Below are 16,075 nucleotides of genomic sequence, written 5' to 3'. Positions count from 1 at the left end.
GTGGAATAACTGGCCTTTCTCGTCCCAGTCTTTGGCTAATCCGGTAATAGTTGTTACCTTTGGCACGCGAGCGTAACCGGGACAATAGATAATCATTTCGACAGAAATGTGATTTGCCTCGCGTTTGCTTGCCTTGCTCTTAAAATTAATGGTAAACATGTTAATTAATTTGTTTTAATAGCTCCTGATTAGGCTTATTTCGCCTACATGGTTGCCTACATAAGATTAGGGGAAATGGCTATTATTCGGGTGAAAAATGGGGAAAATATACAAAGAAGTTATTTTTCAGCCCCAGTGAAATTAAATTAACTTGTTTTATATTAGATAGTTAGAATATCATTTTAGATATACTTGAAAATTATGTATCTTTGATTTGATTAAAAGCGCTAATTTGTAGCACATGCACTATAGAGTCGGTATTGGCTGTTATAAGAATGTAATTTTCCTGATTTCCATGTTTATAGAACGTATTATATGAAAAACTTAGCATACAAGTGTCCTTAGGTTCAATTTCATTTTTACTCAATAATATTTTTGTGCACCCACAATCAGGAGAAACATCTTTTATTATTAACACAGACCTCCCGATATTCTTTATGATTACAAAGCCTTTGTATAAACTATCTTTCTTTATTTCTCCATAGTTATAAACTTCCGGAAGCAACTTAAGTTGCGGAAGATTATTACAAGAAAAAAGAAAGAAACACAAAAGAAAGGAAATGTATTTTATTTTTTTATCATTTTTCCGCTACTTACCAACTGCCTGTATATTAATAAATTAACACACAGGCAGAAAGGGGAATAACGATTTATCTTAGCCACGCCGCAGCGTGATAAAAATGCTTTCATCACGCTAGGAGTAAATCGTCATATATTGGTAAATCGTCATATATATAAACAATATTGATGTAACCAATATTATTGAAATCGATAGTTTTCCATATCTCAGGTATTGGGCAGTGAAAACAATTGCCAACGCAACTAACCGAGTAATATTCCCAATTGTAAAACTATCATTGTAGAATAATTGTATTTGCATAGCGGTAAAAAAAGCAACAACCAAAAGTATTATAATAATATCCCTTCCTTTTTCAGTCATGATTATTTGTGTTTTAAGGCTGTAATCAAAAGAGGTTCTTTACCATCTTTCAATTACAGCCTATTTATTAATTATTCTTGACAATTCTCGCAACATGATAAATAAAGATCAGTAGCCAATGCTGCGCATGCAATCCAAGCAGCCGGAGATCCGAGTGCGTCACATACAATCATCGCAAGTGTCATCGAGAGTGCACATCCGGCGACACACCATCCATCATATTCGCCACTGCTTCTAAGTCGAGGTACTAAGCCCTGATTTCTTGAGATTGATGTTTTTTTTATTGACGCCAATAAATCTTTTTTAGAAATATTTTTAATGTCATTTCGTATAGGAGTTAATGAACTCTGAATATTTGAGAACTCGGCATTAAAATCAATATTAAGGATTTCACTCATCCTCTCAAGTCTTTTAACTGGATCTGCTTCATCTTTCAAATTGTCATATTTTTCTTTATCCGAAACAGATAAATTTGAATAACTAACTTTCATCTTGTGTCCAAAAGTTTCAATATTAGCCAATACTGCTTGAAACTCCTCGGAAGCAACAAGATTGTCAACCTGCGAAGCTGTAGATACTTCCTCATTATCACAACCTTGTGTAAAAAATCCAGTAGATACTATACAAGCAATAGCTACAATAGCACTTATTATCTTCTTATTAAATTTCATTTTCTTTAAATTTTAATTTTTAAAATACATTATATCTAACTTTTTTTATCATTTCAACAGTCTCGAAATCACATAGACTTCATTTTTTATTTATACCTTTGCTGCTGATAACCTCCTTTCTTTGTTAGGGTGGAAATTGGGGCGGGGTGCATTGTCTTATCTTTTGTGGAGTTGGACAATATTCCGCCCTTTCTTTCCTTATGTGATTACTCTATTAATCTTTTCGCCTGTTATCTTTTTCTTATACAAATCCCGAACTTTCGGTAGAATCCACATACAGCGATACTTTAAAAGGTCTTGAATTTAACCCGGGACAAATACTATCCCGACCGACTGAAAAACACGTGGTATTTTCGGGAAACAGGATTGTTTTACCAACCCACTCGCTCAATAACTGTCCCGCCTCTGTTTTCTTCGGATCGGTTTTGCATGATACAATTAGCGTACATGCCAGTAATAGAAGCAGATATCCAATTTTCATGGGGCTTATTTTTCAGGGTTGTTATTAGCCAAGTATTATATTTCCCAAAAATAACATAAAATAGTTTGGATTTGCAATAATTTCATGTGATATTTTTTAGGAAATAGTTATTTTAACTCTTTCTCTTGTTACCACCACACTTGTTTACCGTCTTCATAAGTAAAAAGAGGTGTCTCATAAGTTTTCCCGAATAGCTTCCGCCACCTCCTCAAATTCGCTTGGTGAAAGTTTCAATTTCGGATTCGACAGGTTCATATCCGATTCTTTGTTGATGGGTATCAGGTGGATATGGGCGTGAGGCACCTCCATACCCAACACCATTAGCCCTACTCGCTGGCAGGGTATTGCTTTTTGAATGGCTTCGGCAATCCGTTTCGAGAACAGGATCATTTCGGCAAGCCTTGCGTCGTTCAAGTCGAAAATATAATCAATTTCTTGCTTGGGTACGACCAGTACATGCCCCTTTGCCATTGGATTTATGTCCAGAAAAGAATAAAACCTGTCGTCTTCGTGTATCTTGTAAGACGGTATCTCGCCTTTGATTATCCTGGTGAAAATACTTGCCATAGCTTCCTAATTAACAGGTGAGTAACTTGTACGACTAAATGCTTATTTCCACTATTTCGAAAGACAGCACTCCCGATGGAACTTTTATATCCACAATCTCTCCGGCCTTTTTGCCCAATAATCCTTGAGCAATAGGAGTGTTTACCGCTATTTTGTTTTCTTTCAGATTGGCTTCACTCTCGGCAACAAGCGTGTAAGTCATTTTCTGATTGTTTTTTGTATTGCGGATCGTAACTTTATTCATTATCTGAACAAATTCGGTGCCGATTGATTTTTCATCAATTAACCGGGCGCTCGCCAGCAGGTTTTTCAGATTGGCGATCTTTGCTTCGAGCATTCCCTGGGCTTCCTTTGCCGCATCGTATTCGGCATTTTCCGAAAGGTCGCCTTTATCTCTAGCCTCTGCAATTTGCCTCGAAATTGCCGGACGGTCAATCGTTTCAAGGGTATTAATTTCTTCTTTCAGTTTTTTATACCCATCTTCAGTCATATAAGAAATAGCCATGACAACATTTTTTTAACTTAACAATTCTATTTTTATTTAAGATACAAAAAGAAAAAGAATTCTTGCCGACTAAGGCCTGAACTCCTTTTCTTCTTCATAATTTATACCTTGCACAAATATAAGTCTTTTTTTTATACTTCGCAAATTTTTAGAGCAACTTCTTTACTTCGGCTTCTATATTGTCGCTCACTTTCAGCTTTTTAACCAGTTCTCCCTCTTTGTTTAACAAATACATCGTTGGTAGCTCCTGAATATTAAAGCGTTTTATCAATTCCGATTCGGTGGACTTATCTTCGTGCACGCATATCCAGGGAAGATTCGATGCCGCATTCTTCCAAAAATGCAAATCCGCATCGAAGGATACCTGATATACGGCCATATTATCTTTGTTCCGTTGATAGGTTTCGTTGATATTTATACTGTGGATGGGCGAATATTCGGCCTGATAAACCGTGAAATCGAGTAAAACGACCTTTCCTTTCAACGATTCCAATGAAACCATCTTATCGTTTATGTCGGGTAATACAATCTTAAAGTACGCCGAACTTTCCGCTACTTGCATATTCTCTATCAGTCCCGATTTCTTTTCGAGGCTCTTCCGTTCCCTTATGGCATTGATTGTGAAATCGCGGAGGTATTTTGCGCGGGGCGTTTCCTTGTAGTAGGTATCCCAAGCCGTTGCTACTGCCGAATAAATTCGCGAATCGTCTTTTTCATACGGATTAAATATCAGAATATCATCAACTTTCTGGAACAAGGCAAAATAGGCTGCCGGGCTTTTCAAATTGGTCAGTATCAGTTTCTTTACTACTGATTTATAGTTTTCCACCGCTTCCTCCAATCCGGCCTGGTACTCGCTGGCCGAAATAGACTTGTTCAGGTACTTTTCCCTCAGTTCCACAATTGTTTGTTGCAGTTTGTTCCGGCTCAGCGCCACATCTTTCATACTCGAAGAATTGTCCGAGCCTTCGATGTTATAGTCTAGCGCGAATCCGTTTTGAGAGGCATTCACCGTAATAGTCTCGATGGAGTCAACCGACAAATTGATGGCCTGATTACCCAACCTCAAAATATACAAATCGGGGTATTCGGGACTGGGAGCGTTAAAAACAAAAGCCCCGTCCCTGTCCAGTTTCACCGAGTCTAAGATAACCGAAGCGTTAAAGTCTCGTTTTTCCAAATAAAGGTAAAGCGTATCGCTTTGTATATCGCTTATTTTTCCTGTAACAGTAAATGCCGGTTGCTTGCTGCACGAGAGCAAAGCCACAACACAAACAGAAAAAACAACACATATTTTAAATAATTTCATACTATGCTAGCTATTGATTTTGAGAAAAATTAATCTACTTTCCAGCCTTTTTCCGTAGCAATGGTTTTGTCGCATTCTGTTGCTTCGGGATTTCCATTTACATAAATGTACCCCCCTGTTGCGGGCAATTTACTGAATATCGCGTTCAAGGCCGAAGCCGGTATCATATTGCTTTTGGCAGACAACGATGTGAGCTTTCCGTTATTCTCAAGCGAAATATCCGTCAGTTGATTGCCATCGGCGGCAACAGTTGCTATTTCGGGGTTCCGCCTTAAATCGAGGGACGGTAAAAGATTCTTGCTGCACGAAAGTCTTTCGAGCTTTCCGAAATACGTTAAATGGATATTGCCCAGTTGGTTATTATCACATTCCAATATCCGCAACCGGGTAGCGCTATTGATGCTTAGCACCCAAAGATTGTTATTGCTGCAATAAGCCTCCTCCAAGTTAGGGGCGCTACTTAAGCTTAGCGTTCCCAATTCGCGATTGCTCCGAACGGTCAGTTTCTTCAATGCCGGACTCTCCCCAATCTGGAACAGGGAAATCTCCTTAAATCCCGTTAGCGACAAAGATTCCAGTTTGGGACAATTGCCTATTTTCAGGTTCCGAATAGCAGTAGCGGTAAGGTTCATTTCAGAGAGATCAAATGATGTTAGATGATCAGTTTCAATGCTTACCTTGTGCATCAATGTCGATCGGTATGTATGGACGGCTCCCGACCGCACATAGTCGGTTTCTCCATCACCCCAATCAATGATTACATCATCGCTTCCTGTTATGCCTATACTCAGCGTTTTATTGTCTGTCGGTCCATATTCAAAACTTATACTATTTGTGCTGATAATGGCGCCACCACCGTTATTATCATCATCCTCACCGCCACAAGCAGCAAACAAGGCGGCCACCAATAGCATGAGGATATAAATCGCTTTTTTCATATTAAATTCGTCTGTTTTTTGTTAGTCAATTTGTTTATTAGCCACAAATATACGGCTTTTTTGCTTAATTCTTTTTTTTTGAGAGGCTATTTTGTCGGGGCAGAAGCATGAAAAATCTTAGTCCCACTATTATGGATGAGATTCTTCCCTTTGGTCGGAATGACTCGCCTGTTAGTGGTTTAAGAGGTGAGGAAGCGGCGGCTTCGCCGCCGCTTCCTCACCTCATCTCCCAAAAAGGAGACCGTCATTCCGACCAGAGGGAGGAATCTCCTGCTCATATCAGCAACTTTACCGAAAGGCATAAGCAGTAAAATTTTTCATGCCTTTGCCCTACAACTTTGAACCTGAAACCTTGAACTTAAAGCTAAAAAAACACTATCTTTGCCACAAGCAATTATATGACAGATGACACAAAAAAGACATTTGGACGGCAAGTTGTATTTCGATGAACTGGCGTATTCCACCAAGAAGTATATTATTCCTTATATTAACACATACTATCCTCTTTCGGGCGGGATGAGCGTGTTGGAGATTGGCTGTGGCGCCGGTGGCAATCTGCTGCCATTCTTGGAGTTGGGTTGTGAGGTTACCGGATTCGATTTCAGCAAATCGAGGGTGGCAGAGGCCCGCCGGATTCTGGATGCCGGTAACAACGAAAAAGTGCATCTGTTTTGCGATGACGTGTTCAATGTGGAAGGACTTGGCAAGTTCGACATCATACTTGTGCGCGATGTGATTGAGCACATCCCCGATAAAAAGCGGTTCTTCACCCACATCAAGGAGTTTATGAAAGAAGATGGGATTATCTACTTCGCCTTTCCGGCATGGTACATGCCTTTTGGTGGACACCAGCAACTTTGCCGGAATAAATTGTTGTCGCATCTGCCGTTTTACCACATACTGCCCAAGTCTATTTATAAATGGATGTTGTCTGTTGCAAAAGAGAGTAAAAGCACAATCGACGAATTGCTGTCGATAAAAGACTGCCGGATAACAGTAGAGCAGTTCCGCCGTTATGCCAAGGCGAACGGGTACACGGTTTTTCAGGAAACATTGTACTTTATCAATCCGCATTACGAAATTAAATTTGGCTTGAAGCCCCGCAAACTCAGTCCGCTTATCGGGAAAATTCCGTTTATCCGAAACTTCTTTACAACCGGCTGCTTCTATCTTTTAAAGAATTAATTTAACATATAAAATCATAAAAAAATCAATCTGCTGGTGTTATCATTTGACATCCACCGTGATGAATTAATGGAAAATTGGCGACGGATAGAAAATAAAGAAATACTGGAAAAAATAGCGCCATTAAAATAATAGCAAGCATGAAACTCGTATGGATTACCGATGCAAGATATGTGGATGGATACAAGGTAGCCATTACATTTAATGATGGTTTGAAAAAAACAGTTGATTTAAAAAATCATCTTTCCGAAGGAATTTTTAAGCCATTAAACGATATTGAGACTTTTAGAAAATTTCACCTCTCGGATTGGACTATTGAGTGGTCTAATGGCGCTGATATGGCGCCGGAATTTCTCTATGAATTATGATTCGATGTTCTTTAGTAAGCCAATCAAGAACAATATTTGTATCTAAATAAATTCTCATACTACTTTAACGCAGCTTTCCAATCGTGAACAATTAAAGAAGGATACGGATTTTCTTTATAAAAGTCGGCCATTTTACCTTTTGGAACGAAATCTTTTACATCTTCCTTTTTGCCGCTCACTTTCGTTTTTTTGTTTTTGTTGCCATTGCGTTATGTTTTATTGCTATAACAAAGATATTCATTTTTTCAATTTCAAAGTATTTTTTCAATTCTTGTTAGGCACAAGCATATTCGAATAAATACAGACGTGGCACGCCACGTCTCTACTAATTTGTAAGTGCGCGATTAATCGCGCCTCTACATTATTAACATTGGCACATTATTCACATTACTCTCATTGATATATTGGCACATTAAAATTATTTCCTACTTTTGTGAAAGCTAATGGAATATTTTTTTAATCGTTAATAAACAATCATGAAGAAAACATTTATCTTATTCGTGTTTGCCTTTTGTCTGATGGCAAGCGTAAATGCTAAAGTCATCCGAATTACCTGTGTGGGAAACAGCATTACCGAAGGGGCAAAACTCAAAAATCCCAAAGAAGAGTCTTATCCTGCTCAACTGCAAGCATTGCTTGGCAAAAATTACATTGTATCAAATTTCGGCGTAAGCGGCAGAACGATGCTGCGAAAAGGTAATCTGCCCTATTGGGAGGTTGCCAGGTATCAGGATGCATTGAATAGCGCTCCCGATATTGTTTTTATCAGTCTGGGAACGAACGATGCGAAAGCGATAAACCGGGCGCATTACGACGAGCTGGTTGGCGATACCCGCGATATGATTCGCTCGTTTACCTCGCTGTCTTCGCATCCGCGGGTAGTAGTGATACTGCCTTATGTGTCGTTTGAACCCGACGAAAAGCAGATATACGACCCCATTATCGTGAAAGACATTATTCCCCGCCTGAGCCAGGCGGCCTACGAGGAAGGGGTGGAAACCATTGATATGCATCCGCTACTTATCGACCGACGCGACCTGCTGCCCGACTACGTTCACCCGAACAAGGAAGGCGCCGGAGTTGTCGCTCAACGCCTGTATCAACAGGTAACGCTGAAACAGGATAAAAAATATGATATTCTCAAAAAGTTCAAACAGCCGGTGCAACTATCCGAATTTAAAGCTTATGTATGTGCCGACTTTAAGTGGGAAGGGAAGAATTGCAAAGTTGTTAAGCCTAAGGTAGCGGCAAAAAACAAGCCTTGGATATGGCGAGCCCGTTTTTGGGCGCACGAACCGCAGACCGATATTGCCTTGTTGGAAAGAGGCTACCACTTGGTTTACTGCGATGTAAACGGATTGGTGGGAAACGACGAAGCTATTCGGATTTGGAACAGTTTCCACAAAATGCTTACGAGCGCAGGCTTGTCGAAGAAGTGTATTTTGGAGGGGATGAGCCGTGGCGCGATGTATGCCTTCAACTGGGCGGCTGCCAATCCCGGTAAGGTGGCGGGTGTGTATGTGGACAATCCGCTGCTGGACTGCCGCTATTTTGCCGATGGCCGACCGGATGACAAGCTGACACAAGATATTATAAAGTCCTATAATCTGGATGGCTTGGAAGGTGTACGCAATTCGCACATAAGCCCCATGGACAAAATAAAGGAGATTGCGAAAGGCCGCTATCCCATACTGATACTTTGCGCCGACCAGGACGAGGCAGTATCGCCCACCCAAACTTTCTCGTTCGAGGAAAAGATAAAAGCGGCAGGCGGCAGCATCACGGTGATGGTGAAGAAGGGGTTTAAACACCACCCGCACAGTTTTCCAAACCCCACTCCGATAGTTGATTTTATTACCCAAAATTGTTACAAAAAATGAAAAAGATAATTTCTGTTTTACCTGCTTGTTTTCTGCTTTCAGTCTTCACTTTTGCCGCAGACAATAACAGTCCGGCACAATATGTGAATCCGATGATAGGCGCCAGTACCAATACGGCTATTGCCCGGGCGAATCACGGACTGGGCAAAACTTTTCCGGGGGCGGCAACTCCTTTCGGAACGGCGCAAGTCAGCCCCAACACCATTACAGGCGGCGACAATGGATCGGGTTATAGCGACGAACACAAAACTATCGAGGGTTTTGCATTCACCCAAATGAGCGGGGTGGGTTGGTACGGCGACTTGGGCAACTTCCTGGTGATGCCCACCACCGGAAAATTCTATCCGGTTGCCGGAAAAGAAAACAATCTCGATTTGAAAGGATACCGCTCGTTTTACGACAAGCAGTCGGAGAAAGCCGCCGCAGGTTATTACTCGGTGTTGCTGACCGATTACAATATAAAAGCCGAAGCAACGGCATCGCCGCATGGGGGTGTTCTGCGCTTTACTTTTCCCGAAAATGAACTCTCGCGCATTCAGGTGGATTTAGCCCGGCGTGTTGGCGGAACATCGGTTCGTCAATATATAAAAGTGGAGGATGACTACACCATCCGTGGCTGGATGAAATGCACGCCCAACGGCGGAGGCTGGGGCAACGGCAGCGGAAAGCCCAACTATACCGTTTATTTCTACGCCAAATTCAGCAAACCCCTGACCAGTTACGGATTTTGGAGCGCCGATATTCCAGACGATTGGAAACGCCGCTTGGGTGAGGCTACCAGTCCCGATTACCTCAAACGTGTCGCTCAATCCGAAATCATTCGCGATAAGAAGGAACTGGAAGGAAAACACATCGGCTTCTTCACCGAATTTCCGACCAAAAGCAACGAAGAGCTTACGCTTACGGCAGGTATTTCGTTTGTTGATATGGAAGGAGCAGAAAAGAATTTTAAGAAAGAATTGGCTAACAAAAGTTTTGACGATGTGCATAAGGCGGCAGTAAAATTGTGGAATAAGGCCCTGGGCGTGATGCAGGTTACGGGTAAATCGGAAGAAGAAAAGGCTATTTTCTATACCGCCCTTTATCATACCATGATCGACCCGCGTATTGTGTCGGATGTGGATGGCCGGTATCCGGGGCCAAACAACACGATACACACCTCCGGCGATTTTACCAAACGGACAATCTTTAGCGGATGGGATGTTTTTCGCAGCCAATTCCCGCTTCAAACCATTATCGACCCGCAACTCGTAAACGACCAGATAAATTCCCTGACCACACTCGCCGAACAAAATGGGGAAGAATACCTCGAACGCTGGGAGTTTTTCAATGCATACAGCGGTTGTATGGTGGGTAATCCGGGGGCATCCGTATTGGCCGATGCTTATGTAAAAGGCATCCGCAATTACGATGTGGAGAAAGCCTACACCTATGCTGTGAATCACAGCAAAAAACTGGGAACGCCTGCCAGGGGCTATTTCAGCGGCAATAACGGCATCTCGAATACATTGGAATATGCGTATGCCGATTGGTGTATCGCTCGACTGGCCAAGCAATTGGGTAAAAAAGACGATGAAGCCCGCTATACCGAACGGAGTTTGTTCTACAAAAACGTATTTGACAAAGAGAAAGACTGGTTCCGCGTTCGCAGAAACGATGGCAGTTGGGAAGACTGGCCTGAACAAGGGCGGTTAAGGGAAAGCTACGGTTCGGTAGAATCGAATCCCTACCAGCAAGGATGGTTCGTCCCCCACGATGTTGACGGAATGGTTGAGTTGATGGGCGGACTGGATAAAACAAGGCTTGATTTGGCCGATTTCTTCAATAAAATGCCCGAAGACATGCTTTGGAACAACTATTACAATCATGCCAACGAACCGGTTCATCACGTTCCTTTCCTCTTCAACAGGCTGGGACAACCCTGGTTAACGCAGAAGTGGACGCGCTTTATCTGCACACATGCCTATAAAAATGCGGTTGTTGGTCTGGTGGGTAACGAAGATGCCGGACAGATGTCGGCCTGGTTTGTTTTGGCTGCTGCCGGTTTCCACCCCGTTTGTCCGGGCGAAACGCGTTACGAACTCACCAGTCCGCTGTTCGACAAAATAGTATTGAACCTGAAAAACAAAAAGAAATTCACGGTAACAACCATCAACAATTCACCCGAGAATGTTTACATACAATCCGCCACATTAAACGGGAAGCCCTACAACAAGTGTTTTATTGATTACTACGACATAATGAAAGGCGGTAAACTGGTGCTTGAAATGGGCGCTACTCCTAATGAGAACTGGGGAGTGAAATAGAACTGAGAAAAACGAGGCTGTCTCAAGAGCCTTTCCGAGGTTGTCATTGGCTCGGGCCGATTTACGCTCCGCTCCAATTGCAGGCTCCGAACCGCAATCTCTCTGGCAGTCAGATGATGTTTGTCAGGAGATCCCGTGTCAGGTACGGGATGATAGACTGTTGAGGCAGTCCTCTTAGAGGGATCACCAGCAAAACCCTGTGTTTAACCCTCGAAATCATAGCCCGTCGGGCTTACATATCAATAGAAAACAGGCTAATCCTCCATAATATTGTCCGTAGGACATTCACCGTTTCCGTGTATCCCCTACGGGGAAAATGGCTAATTGTAATGCTATTTTTCTATTGATATGGATGTCCTACGGACAATTGTCGTAAAACCCTGCGTGACTTGGCAGGGAAAATTGACCGTCAATCCGTAAGTCATGTTTCTCCTGTTCCGTTAGGAACATAATGTTGGTAGAAATGTTTTGTTGTCATCTTTTTTCATGCGCAGGTACGAGATGCAACGTGGCGTACCTGACGGCACGCTACGATGGCGGGGAATCGCTTTTCTAACAACATTATGTTCCTAACGGAACAGGGGAAACGGGCTTTCAAAATCTAATGTACCGTCATTGTGCGGAGCGTAGGGGGAGAATAAAATTCTTTCTGTTTAGATTGTCTAATATTTATGCCTAAACACAGGGGGGTTGCTGGTGAGCCTCTTAGAGCGAAAAACGGGGCTCGAACCCGCGACCCCGACCTTGGGAAGGTCGTGCTCTACCAACTGAGCTATTTTCGCATTTTTTATCTCTCCGCAATATCCGCATTTCCTCCCCAAGGCCGGAGCCTATATCTTTTGGGGGAAAGTCGTGCTCTACCAACTGAGCTATTTTCGCATTTTTTATCTCTCCGCAATATCCGCATTTCCTCCCCAAGGCCGGAGCCTATATCTTTTGGGGGAAGGTCGTGCTCTACCAACTGAGCTATTTTCGCATTTTTTATCTCTCCGCAATATCCGCATTTCCTCCCCAAGGCCGGAGCCTATATCTTTTTGGGGAAGGTCGTGCTCTACCAACTGAGCTACTTTCGCATTTTTTATCTCTCCGCAATATCCGCATTTCCTCCCCAAGGCCGGAGCCTATATCTTTTGGGGGAAGGTCGTGCTCTACCAACTGAGCTATTTTCGCAATAACCGAAACAAAATTAGAAAATATTTTTGTGATTAGCAAATCGGAATTAAGCTTAGGAATGCATGAAAAATTTTAGAACTACTGTTACGGATGAGATTCCTCCCTTTGGTCGGAATGACTCGCCTGTTAGTGGTTTAAGGGATGAGGAAGTGGCGGCTTCGCCGCCACTTCCTCATCCCCCTCTCCCCAAAAAGGAGACCGTCATTCCGACCAAAGGGAGGAATCTCCTGCTCATATCAGCAACTTTACCGAAAGGCAGTGGCGCGCCACGTCTCTACTGAAAGGTTCTGCTATGCTTGGGTCTTTGTGCTACGCTTGGGGGATTGCGGGTCAAGCCCGCAATGACAGGAATAATTATTCACATTGGCATATTATTCTCATTAATCACAGTAACTTTGTAATCTCTTCGTAGATTTGTTCGTATTGGCTGATTTTTTGCTGTAAATCTTTGACAAATTCGTTGTTTTCGTACGCTCCTCTGACAATTTGCAAATCGGTTTGTTTATCTTCGGGTGAACCATCTATTCCAAATCCGACTGTCAGTTCATCGCTGAATTCTTTTTTTATATCCTCACAAACCAGGTTGTCGAGATGGATAGACGCATCTTTCCACTTCTTCAGAATTATTCTCAGGTCTTTTTCTTTGATGGGATAATAGTCGTCTATTACTTTCAACGCCCAATTCCATTCGTAGCGTTCATAATCTTGATGTAAAGCCGAAAAGGCCTCTTGAACGGCATCAATATCGGCCAATTCTTCCGATTCGATTTGGGCAAGGATTTTTTCCACTTCGGTTTCAGGCGCAATTAGTCCCGAAATGTCGAGCCATATTCCGGCGCCATCATTGCTTTTCTCTACCTCTGTATCTTTTTTCAGCTGTTTGATTAAAATTTCGCCGATATATTTGTCCACCAACGTGTTATAAAGCTTTATCCCTTTGTGTAGCGCCGAATTGCTTATCAAACAACCATTATATTTATATGTATGGGCATTACGACCCTGCTGATTTTGCAAGCCTGTCAAGGTATTTATTCCGGCTATGATTTTCCCCACCACAAAAGGATTCATTAAGGTGAAGTTGATAAAATCCAGTTGAGAAGGGTCGGTTCTTCCATCTCGCCTAGCCCATTTCCGAGCGTCGCGCATGGTTCCTACCGTGCAGAGGTTAATAGCCGGTATCAGATAAGACGAACCCTCTTTCTCCACCAGATAAGAAAATGGCAGCAATGAGCTGTCGATATGTGCGTAATGTTTTCCCAAAACAAGGGAGAAAGGGCCAATATATCCGGGCCAGGCAATATACGAACCGCTTGCCGTCTTGGAACCACGCTCAACAATGCCACAATGAATAGGGCCTGATTTGTACATGTGGTTGCTTTGATTGGAACCCGAACCCGCATTGTAGAACGAAAACATGGCGCCAATAAGCAATGTCGATTTGTGGTGAGTAACAGTATAAGGCCCTGCAAACAAGGAGCAGGCTTCACCGTTTTCGCCCTGGCAATTGCTGAAAAACAGGGAGTCGGTCGCCGAAAATCCATGTTTCAACGTACAGGCCTGCCCTACAAAGCAGCGTGTTAACGATACGCCATCATCAATATGCGCATCGGAACTGATGATAAAATCCTGGGCAATAACCCCGCTTCCGATGTAAACGGGCGCTTGAAGGTTGCTGTTTATACTTCCGTTTTCGAGCCTGGCCGTATCCTCAATCTGGCAATTATCGCCAATTTTTACATTGCGGATATATCCTGCGTTCTTGATGCACACATTGTATCCGATATACCCTTTGTGTGCTGAAACACTACCGGCATAAGCTGTAACCAGCTTTTCCATGCGGGCGATTAGCTCCGGCTTGTATTTATACAACGAATAGATATACGCAAAATGGGACGACAATTTATCGTGAATGATAACCTTGCGCCCGCCTGTTTCGTCCAGCGCCGAAACCTTTACGCCGTTTCCGAAAGAGGTGTAGCCGTCAACAACCAGCGTGTTGCAGTCTTCGATGTAAGTATTTGCCTGGATAAGGTAGTTGGCGATGTATCCGTTTATATTTTCGATAAGCACATTGTCGCCAATCACGCAGTTGTGAATGGTAGCCCTGAAAATACCGGAATGCTTTCTCATTCCTCCCTCCAACTCGAAATAATCGTCGAAAACGCCCAGCCTGATTTTGCCCGAAAAAAGACTGTTCTTCACAAACCTGGGACTAAATCCCTCCTTTACTTCAACCAGCCCCCAATTCTCGCACGAACAATTGTTGTTGTCGAGTATAAGAATTTCATTTTCTGTAAGATTTCGGTATGTCGCTTTCATTTGAAAATAGTTTGAGTGGGTTCGCTATTCACTGTCTTCTTCATATTTCTGAAACAAAAAGTCGTTGTAAGGGTATCTTTCGATATGAATTTCTTTCACCTTATCGTAAACTATCTGTTTCAGTTCGTCGATATTTGTTTTGTCTTTTGCCGAAATAAAAATGCAATTGTTGCTCATCTTAGCCATCCACGACGCTTTCAGCTCGTCCAAGGATATATTTTCCCGCTTGATGGACGAGAGGTCGTCTTCGTCCTTCTTCACATAAGTAAATGCATCTATTTTATTGAAAACAAGTATCGTTGGTTTTTCTTCCTTATCAATCTCCATCAGGGTTTTTTCCACTACCTCAATTTGTTCTTCAAAGTTGGGGTGCGAAATATCCACAACATGCAACAGCAGGTCGGCCTCACGCACTTCATCCAGCGTAGATTTGAACGACTCGACCAGATGCGCAGGCAATTTATGAATAAATCCGACAGTATCCGACAGCAGGAACGGAAGATTATCAATAATCACCTTTCGGACAGTGGTATCAAGCGTTGCAAAGAGCTTGTTTTCGGCAAAGACTTCCGATTTGCTCAGCAAATTCATCAAGGTCGATTTCCCCACGTTGGTGTATCCTACAAGCGCTACGCGTACCATTTTCCCGCGGTTTTTGCGTTGCACGGTCATCTGTTTATCAATGGATAGCAATTCCTTTTTGAGGTCGGCTATTTTATTCTGCACGATGCGCCGGTCGGTTTCCAACTGGGTTTCACCCACGCCACGCATCATTACGCCACCGCCTCGTTGCCTGTCCAAGTGCTCCCACAATCGGGTAAGGCGGGGTAACAGGTACTGGTATTGTGCCAGTTCGACCTGTGTTTTGGCATAAGCCGTTTGGGCGCGCATGGCAAAAATATCAAGAATCAGACTGGTGCGGTCGAGTATTTTAACTTGCAGTTCTTTTTCGATGTTCCGTATTTGTTTGGCCGAAAGCTCATCGTCGAAAACAACGAGGTCGATTTCATTTTCCTCCATATACCTCTTTATTTCGAGGAGTTTCCCTGTGCCGACAAAGGTTACGGGATTGGGATAATCGAGCTTTTGTGTAAACTTTTTGCCCGGAATTATACCTGCGGTCTCCACCAAAAAAGCAAGCTCCTCGAGGTATTCCTTGACTTGTTCCTCCGTTTGATTTTGCGTAATTAATCCGACCAGAACGGTTTGTTTATTTTTTGACTCAGAAATAATGAAATCTTTCATTTAATGCTTTTAGAATAATATCTAACAAA

General features: G+C 42.7%; 15 protein-coding genes and 1 tRNA gene. 6 read left to right on the top strand and 10 right to left on the bottom strand.

The window, feature by feature from the left end:
* Nucleotides 1-358 precede the first annotated feature (358 nt).
* The 7 genes from ACYPWY_RS03045 to ACYPWY_RS03015 form a co-directional block, all read right to left on the bottom strand.
* A complete protein-coding gene (locus ACYPWY_RS03045) occupies nucleotides 359-664 on the bottom strand; it encodes a DUF1573 domain-containing protein (RefSeq protein WP_459683958.1) in 306 nt (101 codons plus the stop codon).
* A gap of 506 nt (nucleotides 665-1,170) precedes the next feature.
* Nucleotides 1,171-1,770 carry a hypothetical protein gene (locus ACYPWY_RS03040; protein WP_459683957.1) on the bottom strand — a complete coding sequence of 200 codons (600 nt, stop codon included), beginning with the start codon at nucleotides 1,768-1,770 and terminating at the stop codon, nucleotides 1,171-1,173.
* Nucleotides 1,771-2,011: 241 nt separating this feature from the next.
* A complete protein-coding gene (locus ACYPWY_RS03035; protein WP_459683956.1) occupies nucleotides 2,012-2,251 on the bottom strand; it encodes a hypothetical protein in 240 nt (79 codons plus the stop codon).
* Nucleotides 2,252-2,425: 174 nt separating this feature from the next.
* Entirely contained in the window at nucleotides 2,426-2,818 is a 393-nt protein-coding gene (locus tag ACYPWY_RS03030) for an HIT family protein (RefSeq protein ID WP_459683955.1), read from the bottom strand.
* 34 nt (nucleotides 2,819-2,852) lie between these two features.
* Complete coding sequence (gene greA, locus ACYPWY_RS03025) at nucleotides 2,853-3,323, bottom strand: transcription elongation factor GreA (RefSeq protein ID WP_459683954.1); 471 nt, start codon at nucleotides 3,321-3,323, stop codon at nucleotides 2,853-2,855.
* A gap of 148 nt (nucleotides 3,324-3,471) precedes the next feature.
* The gene (locus ACYPWY_RS03020; RefSeq protein ID WP_459683953.1) at nucleotides 3,472-4,632 is read right to left on the bottom strand and encodes a thioredoxin-like domain-containing protein; all 1,161 of its coding nucleotides are present in this window, start codon (nucleotides 4,630-4,632) and stop codon (nucleotides 3,472-3,474) included.
* A gap of 29 nt (nucleotides 4,633-4,661) precedes the next feature.
* Nucleotides 4,662-5,570: a leucine-rich repeat domain-containing protein gene (locus ACYPWY_RS03015; RefSeq protein ID WP_459683952.1), complete on the bottom strand. Its 909-nt coding sequence runs from the start codon at nucleotides 5,568-5,570 to the stop codon at nucleotides 4,662-4,664.
* 107 nt (nucleotides 5,571-5,677) lie between these two features.
* On the opposite strand from ACYPWY_RS03015, the gene ACYPWY_RS03010 reads away from it, so the two are divergent.
* From ACYPWY_RS03010 to ACYPWY_RS02990, 5 genes are all read left to right on the top strand, one after another.
* Nucleotides 5,678-5,881, top strand: coding sequence for a hypothetical protein (locus ACYPWY_RS03010; RefSeq protein WP_459683951.1), 204 nt, complete (start codon nucleotides 5,678-5,680; stop codon nucleotides 5,879-5,881).
* Between the two features lie 94 nt (nucleotides 5,882-5,975).
* Nucleotides 5,976-6,755: a class I SAM-dependent methyltransferase gene (locus ACYPWY_RS03005; protein ID WP_459683950.1), complete on the top strand. Its 780-nt coding sequence runs from the start codon at nucleotides 5,976-5,978 to the stop codon at nucleotides 6,753-6,755.
* A 140-nt stretch (nucleotides 6,756-6,895) separates the two neighbouring features.
* Nucleotides 6,896-7,123: a DUF2442 domain-containing protein gene (locus ACYPWY_RS03000; protein WP_459683949.1), complete on the top strand. Its 228-nt coding sequence runs from the start codon at nucleotides 6,896-6,898 to the stop codon at nucleotides 7,121-7,123.
* A gap of 476 nt (nucleotides 7,124-7,599) precedes the next feature.
* Nucleotides 7,600-9,003: a GDSL-type esterase/lipase family protein gene (locus ACYPWY_RS02995; RefSeq protein ID WP_459683948.1), complete on the top strand. Its 1,404-nt coding sequence runs from the start codon at nucleotides 7,600-7,602 to the stop codon at nucleotides 9,001-9,003.
* Entirely contained in the window at nucleotides 9,000-11,309 is a 2,310-nt protein-coding gene (locus ACYPWY_RS02990) for a GH92 family glycosyl hydrolase (protein ID WP_459683947.1), read from the top strand. The genes ACYPWY_RS02995 and ACYPWY_RS02990 overlap by 4 nt, the downstream gene beginning before the upstream one ends.
* Nucleotides 11,310-12,018: 709 nt before the next feature.
* Here the strand turns inward: ACYPWY_RS02990 and ACYPWY_RS02985 are convergent.
* A tRNA-Gly gene (locus ACYPWY_RS02985) sits at nucleotides 12,019-12,091 on the bottom strand.
* A gap of 453 nt (nucleotides 12,092-12,544) precedes the next feature.
* Between ACYPWY_RS02985 and ACYPWY_RS02980 the strand changes: the two genes are divergently transcribed.
* On the top strand, nucleotides 12,545-12,763 hold the full coding sequence (locus tag ACYPWY_RS02980) for a hypothetical protein (protein ID WP_459683946.1): 219 nt from the start codon (nucleotides 12,545-12,547) through the stop codon (nucleotides 12,761-12,763).
* A gap of 103 nt (nucleotides 12,764-12,866) precedes the next feature.
* Here ACYPWY_RS02980 and ACYPWY_RS02975 read toward each other — a convergent pair whose 3' ends face one another.
* On the bottom strand, nucleotides 12,867-14,801 hold the full coding sequence (locus ACYPWY_RS02975; RefSeq protein ID WP_459683945.1) for a DUF4954 family protein: 1,935 nt from the start codon (nucleotides 14,799-14,801) through the stop codon (nucleotides 12,867-12,869).
* A gap of 24 nt (nucleotides 14,802-14,825) precedes the next feature.
* Entirely contained in the window at nucleotides 14,826-16,046 is a 1,221-nt protein-coding gene (gene hflX / locus ACYPWY_RS02970) for a GTPase HflX (protein WP_459683944.1), read from the bottom strand.
* Between the last annotated feature and the right edge of the window lie 29 nt (nucleotides 16,047-16,075).

This window comes from Viscerimonas tarda (assembly GCF_054601255.1).
Note: the sequence above shows the minus strand (reverse complement) of the source record. Positions and strands in the feature narration are given on the sequence as shown.

Excerpts from the sequence above, each read along its gene's own strand:
- ACYPWY_RS03040 (WP_459683957.1), bottom strand. The coding sequence starts at position 1,770 with ATGAAATTTAATAAGAAGATAATAAGTGCTATTGTAGCTATTGCTTGT.
- ACYPWY_RS03035 (WP_459683956.1), bottom strand. The coding sequence starts at position 2,251 with ATGAAAATTGGATATCTGCTTCTATTACTGGCATGTACGCTAATTGTA.
- ACYPWY_RS03030 (WP_459683955.1), bottom strand. The coding sequence starts at position 2,818 with ATGGCAAGTATTTTCACCAGGATAATCAAAGGCGAGATACCGTCTTAC.
- greA (WP_459683954.1), bottom strand. The coding sequence starts at position 3,323 with ATGGCTATTTCTTATATGACTGAAGATGGGTATAAAAAACTGAAAGAA.
- ACYPWY_RS03020 (WP_459683953.1), bottom strand. The coding sequence starts at position 4,632 with ATGAAATTATTTAAAATATGTGTTGTTTTTTCTGTTTGTGTTGTGGCT.
- ACYPWY_RS03015 (WP_459683952.1), bottom strand. The coding sequence starts at position 5,570 with ATGAAAAAAGCGATTTATATCCTCATGCTATTGGTGGCCGCCTTGTTT.
- ACYPWY_RS03010 (WP_459683951.1), top strand. The coding sequence starts at position 5,678 with ATGAAAAATCTTAGTCCCACTATTATGGATGAGATTCTTCCCTTTGGT.
- ACYPWY_RS03005 (WP_459683950.1), top strand. The coding sequence starts at position 5,976 with ATGACACAAAAAAGACATTTGGACGGCAAGTTGTATTTCGATGAACTG.
- ACYPWY_RS03000 (WP_459683949.1), top strand. The coding sequence starts at position 6,896 with ATGAAACTCGTATGGATTACCGATGCAAGATATGTGGATGGATACAAG.
- ACYPWY_RS02995 (WP_459683948.1), top strand. The coding sequence starts at position 7,600 with ATGAAGAAAACATTTATCTTATTCGTGTTTGCCTTTTGTCTGATGGCA.
- ACYPWY_RS02990 (WP_459683947.1), top strand. The coding sequence starts at position 9,000 with ATGAAAAAGATAATTTCTGTTTTACCTGCTTGTTTTCTGCTTTCAGTC.
- ACYPWY_RS02980 (WP_459683946.1), top strand. The coding sequence starts at position 12,545 with ATGAAAAATTTTAGAACTACTGTTACGGATGAGATTCCTCCCTTTGGT.
- ACYPWY_RS02975 (WP_459683945.1), bottom strand. The coding sequence starts at position 14,801 with ATGAAAGCGACATACCGAAATCTTACAGAAAATGAAATTCTTATACTC.
- hflX (WP_459683944.1), bottom strand. The coding sequence starts at position 16,046 with ATGAAAGATTTCATTATTTCTGAGTCAAAAAATAAACAAACCGTTCTG.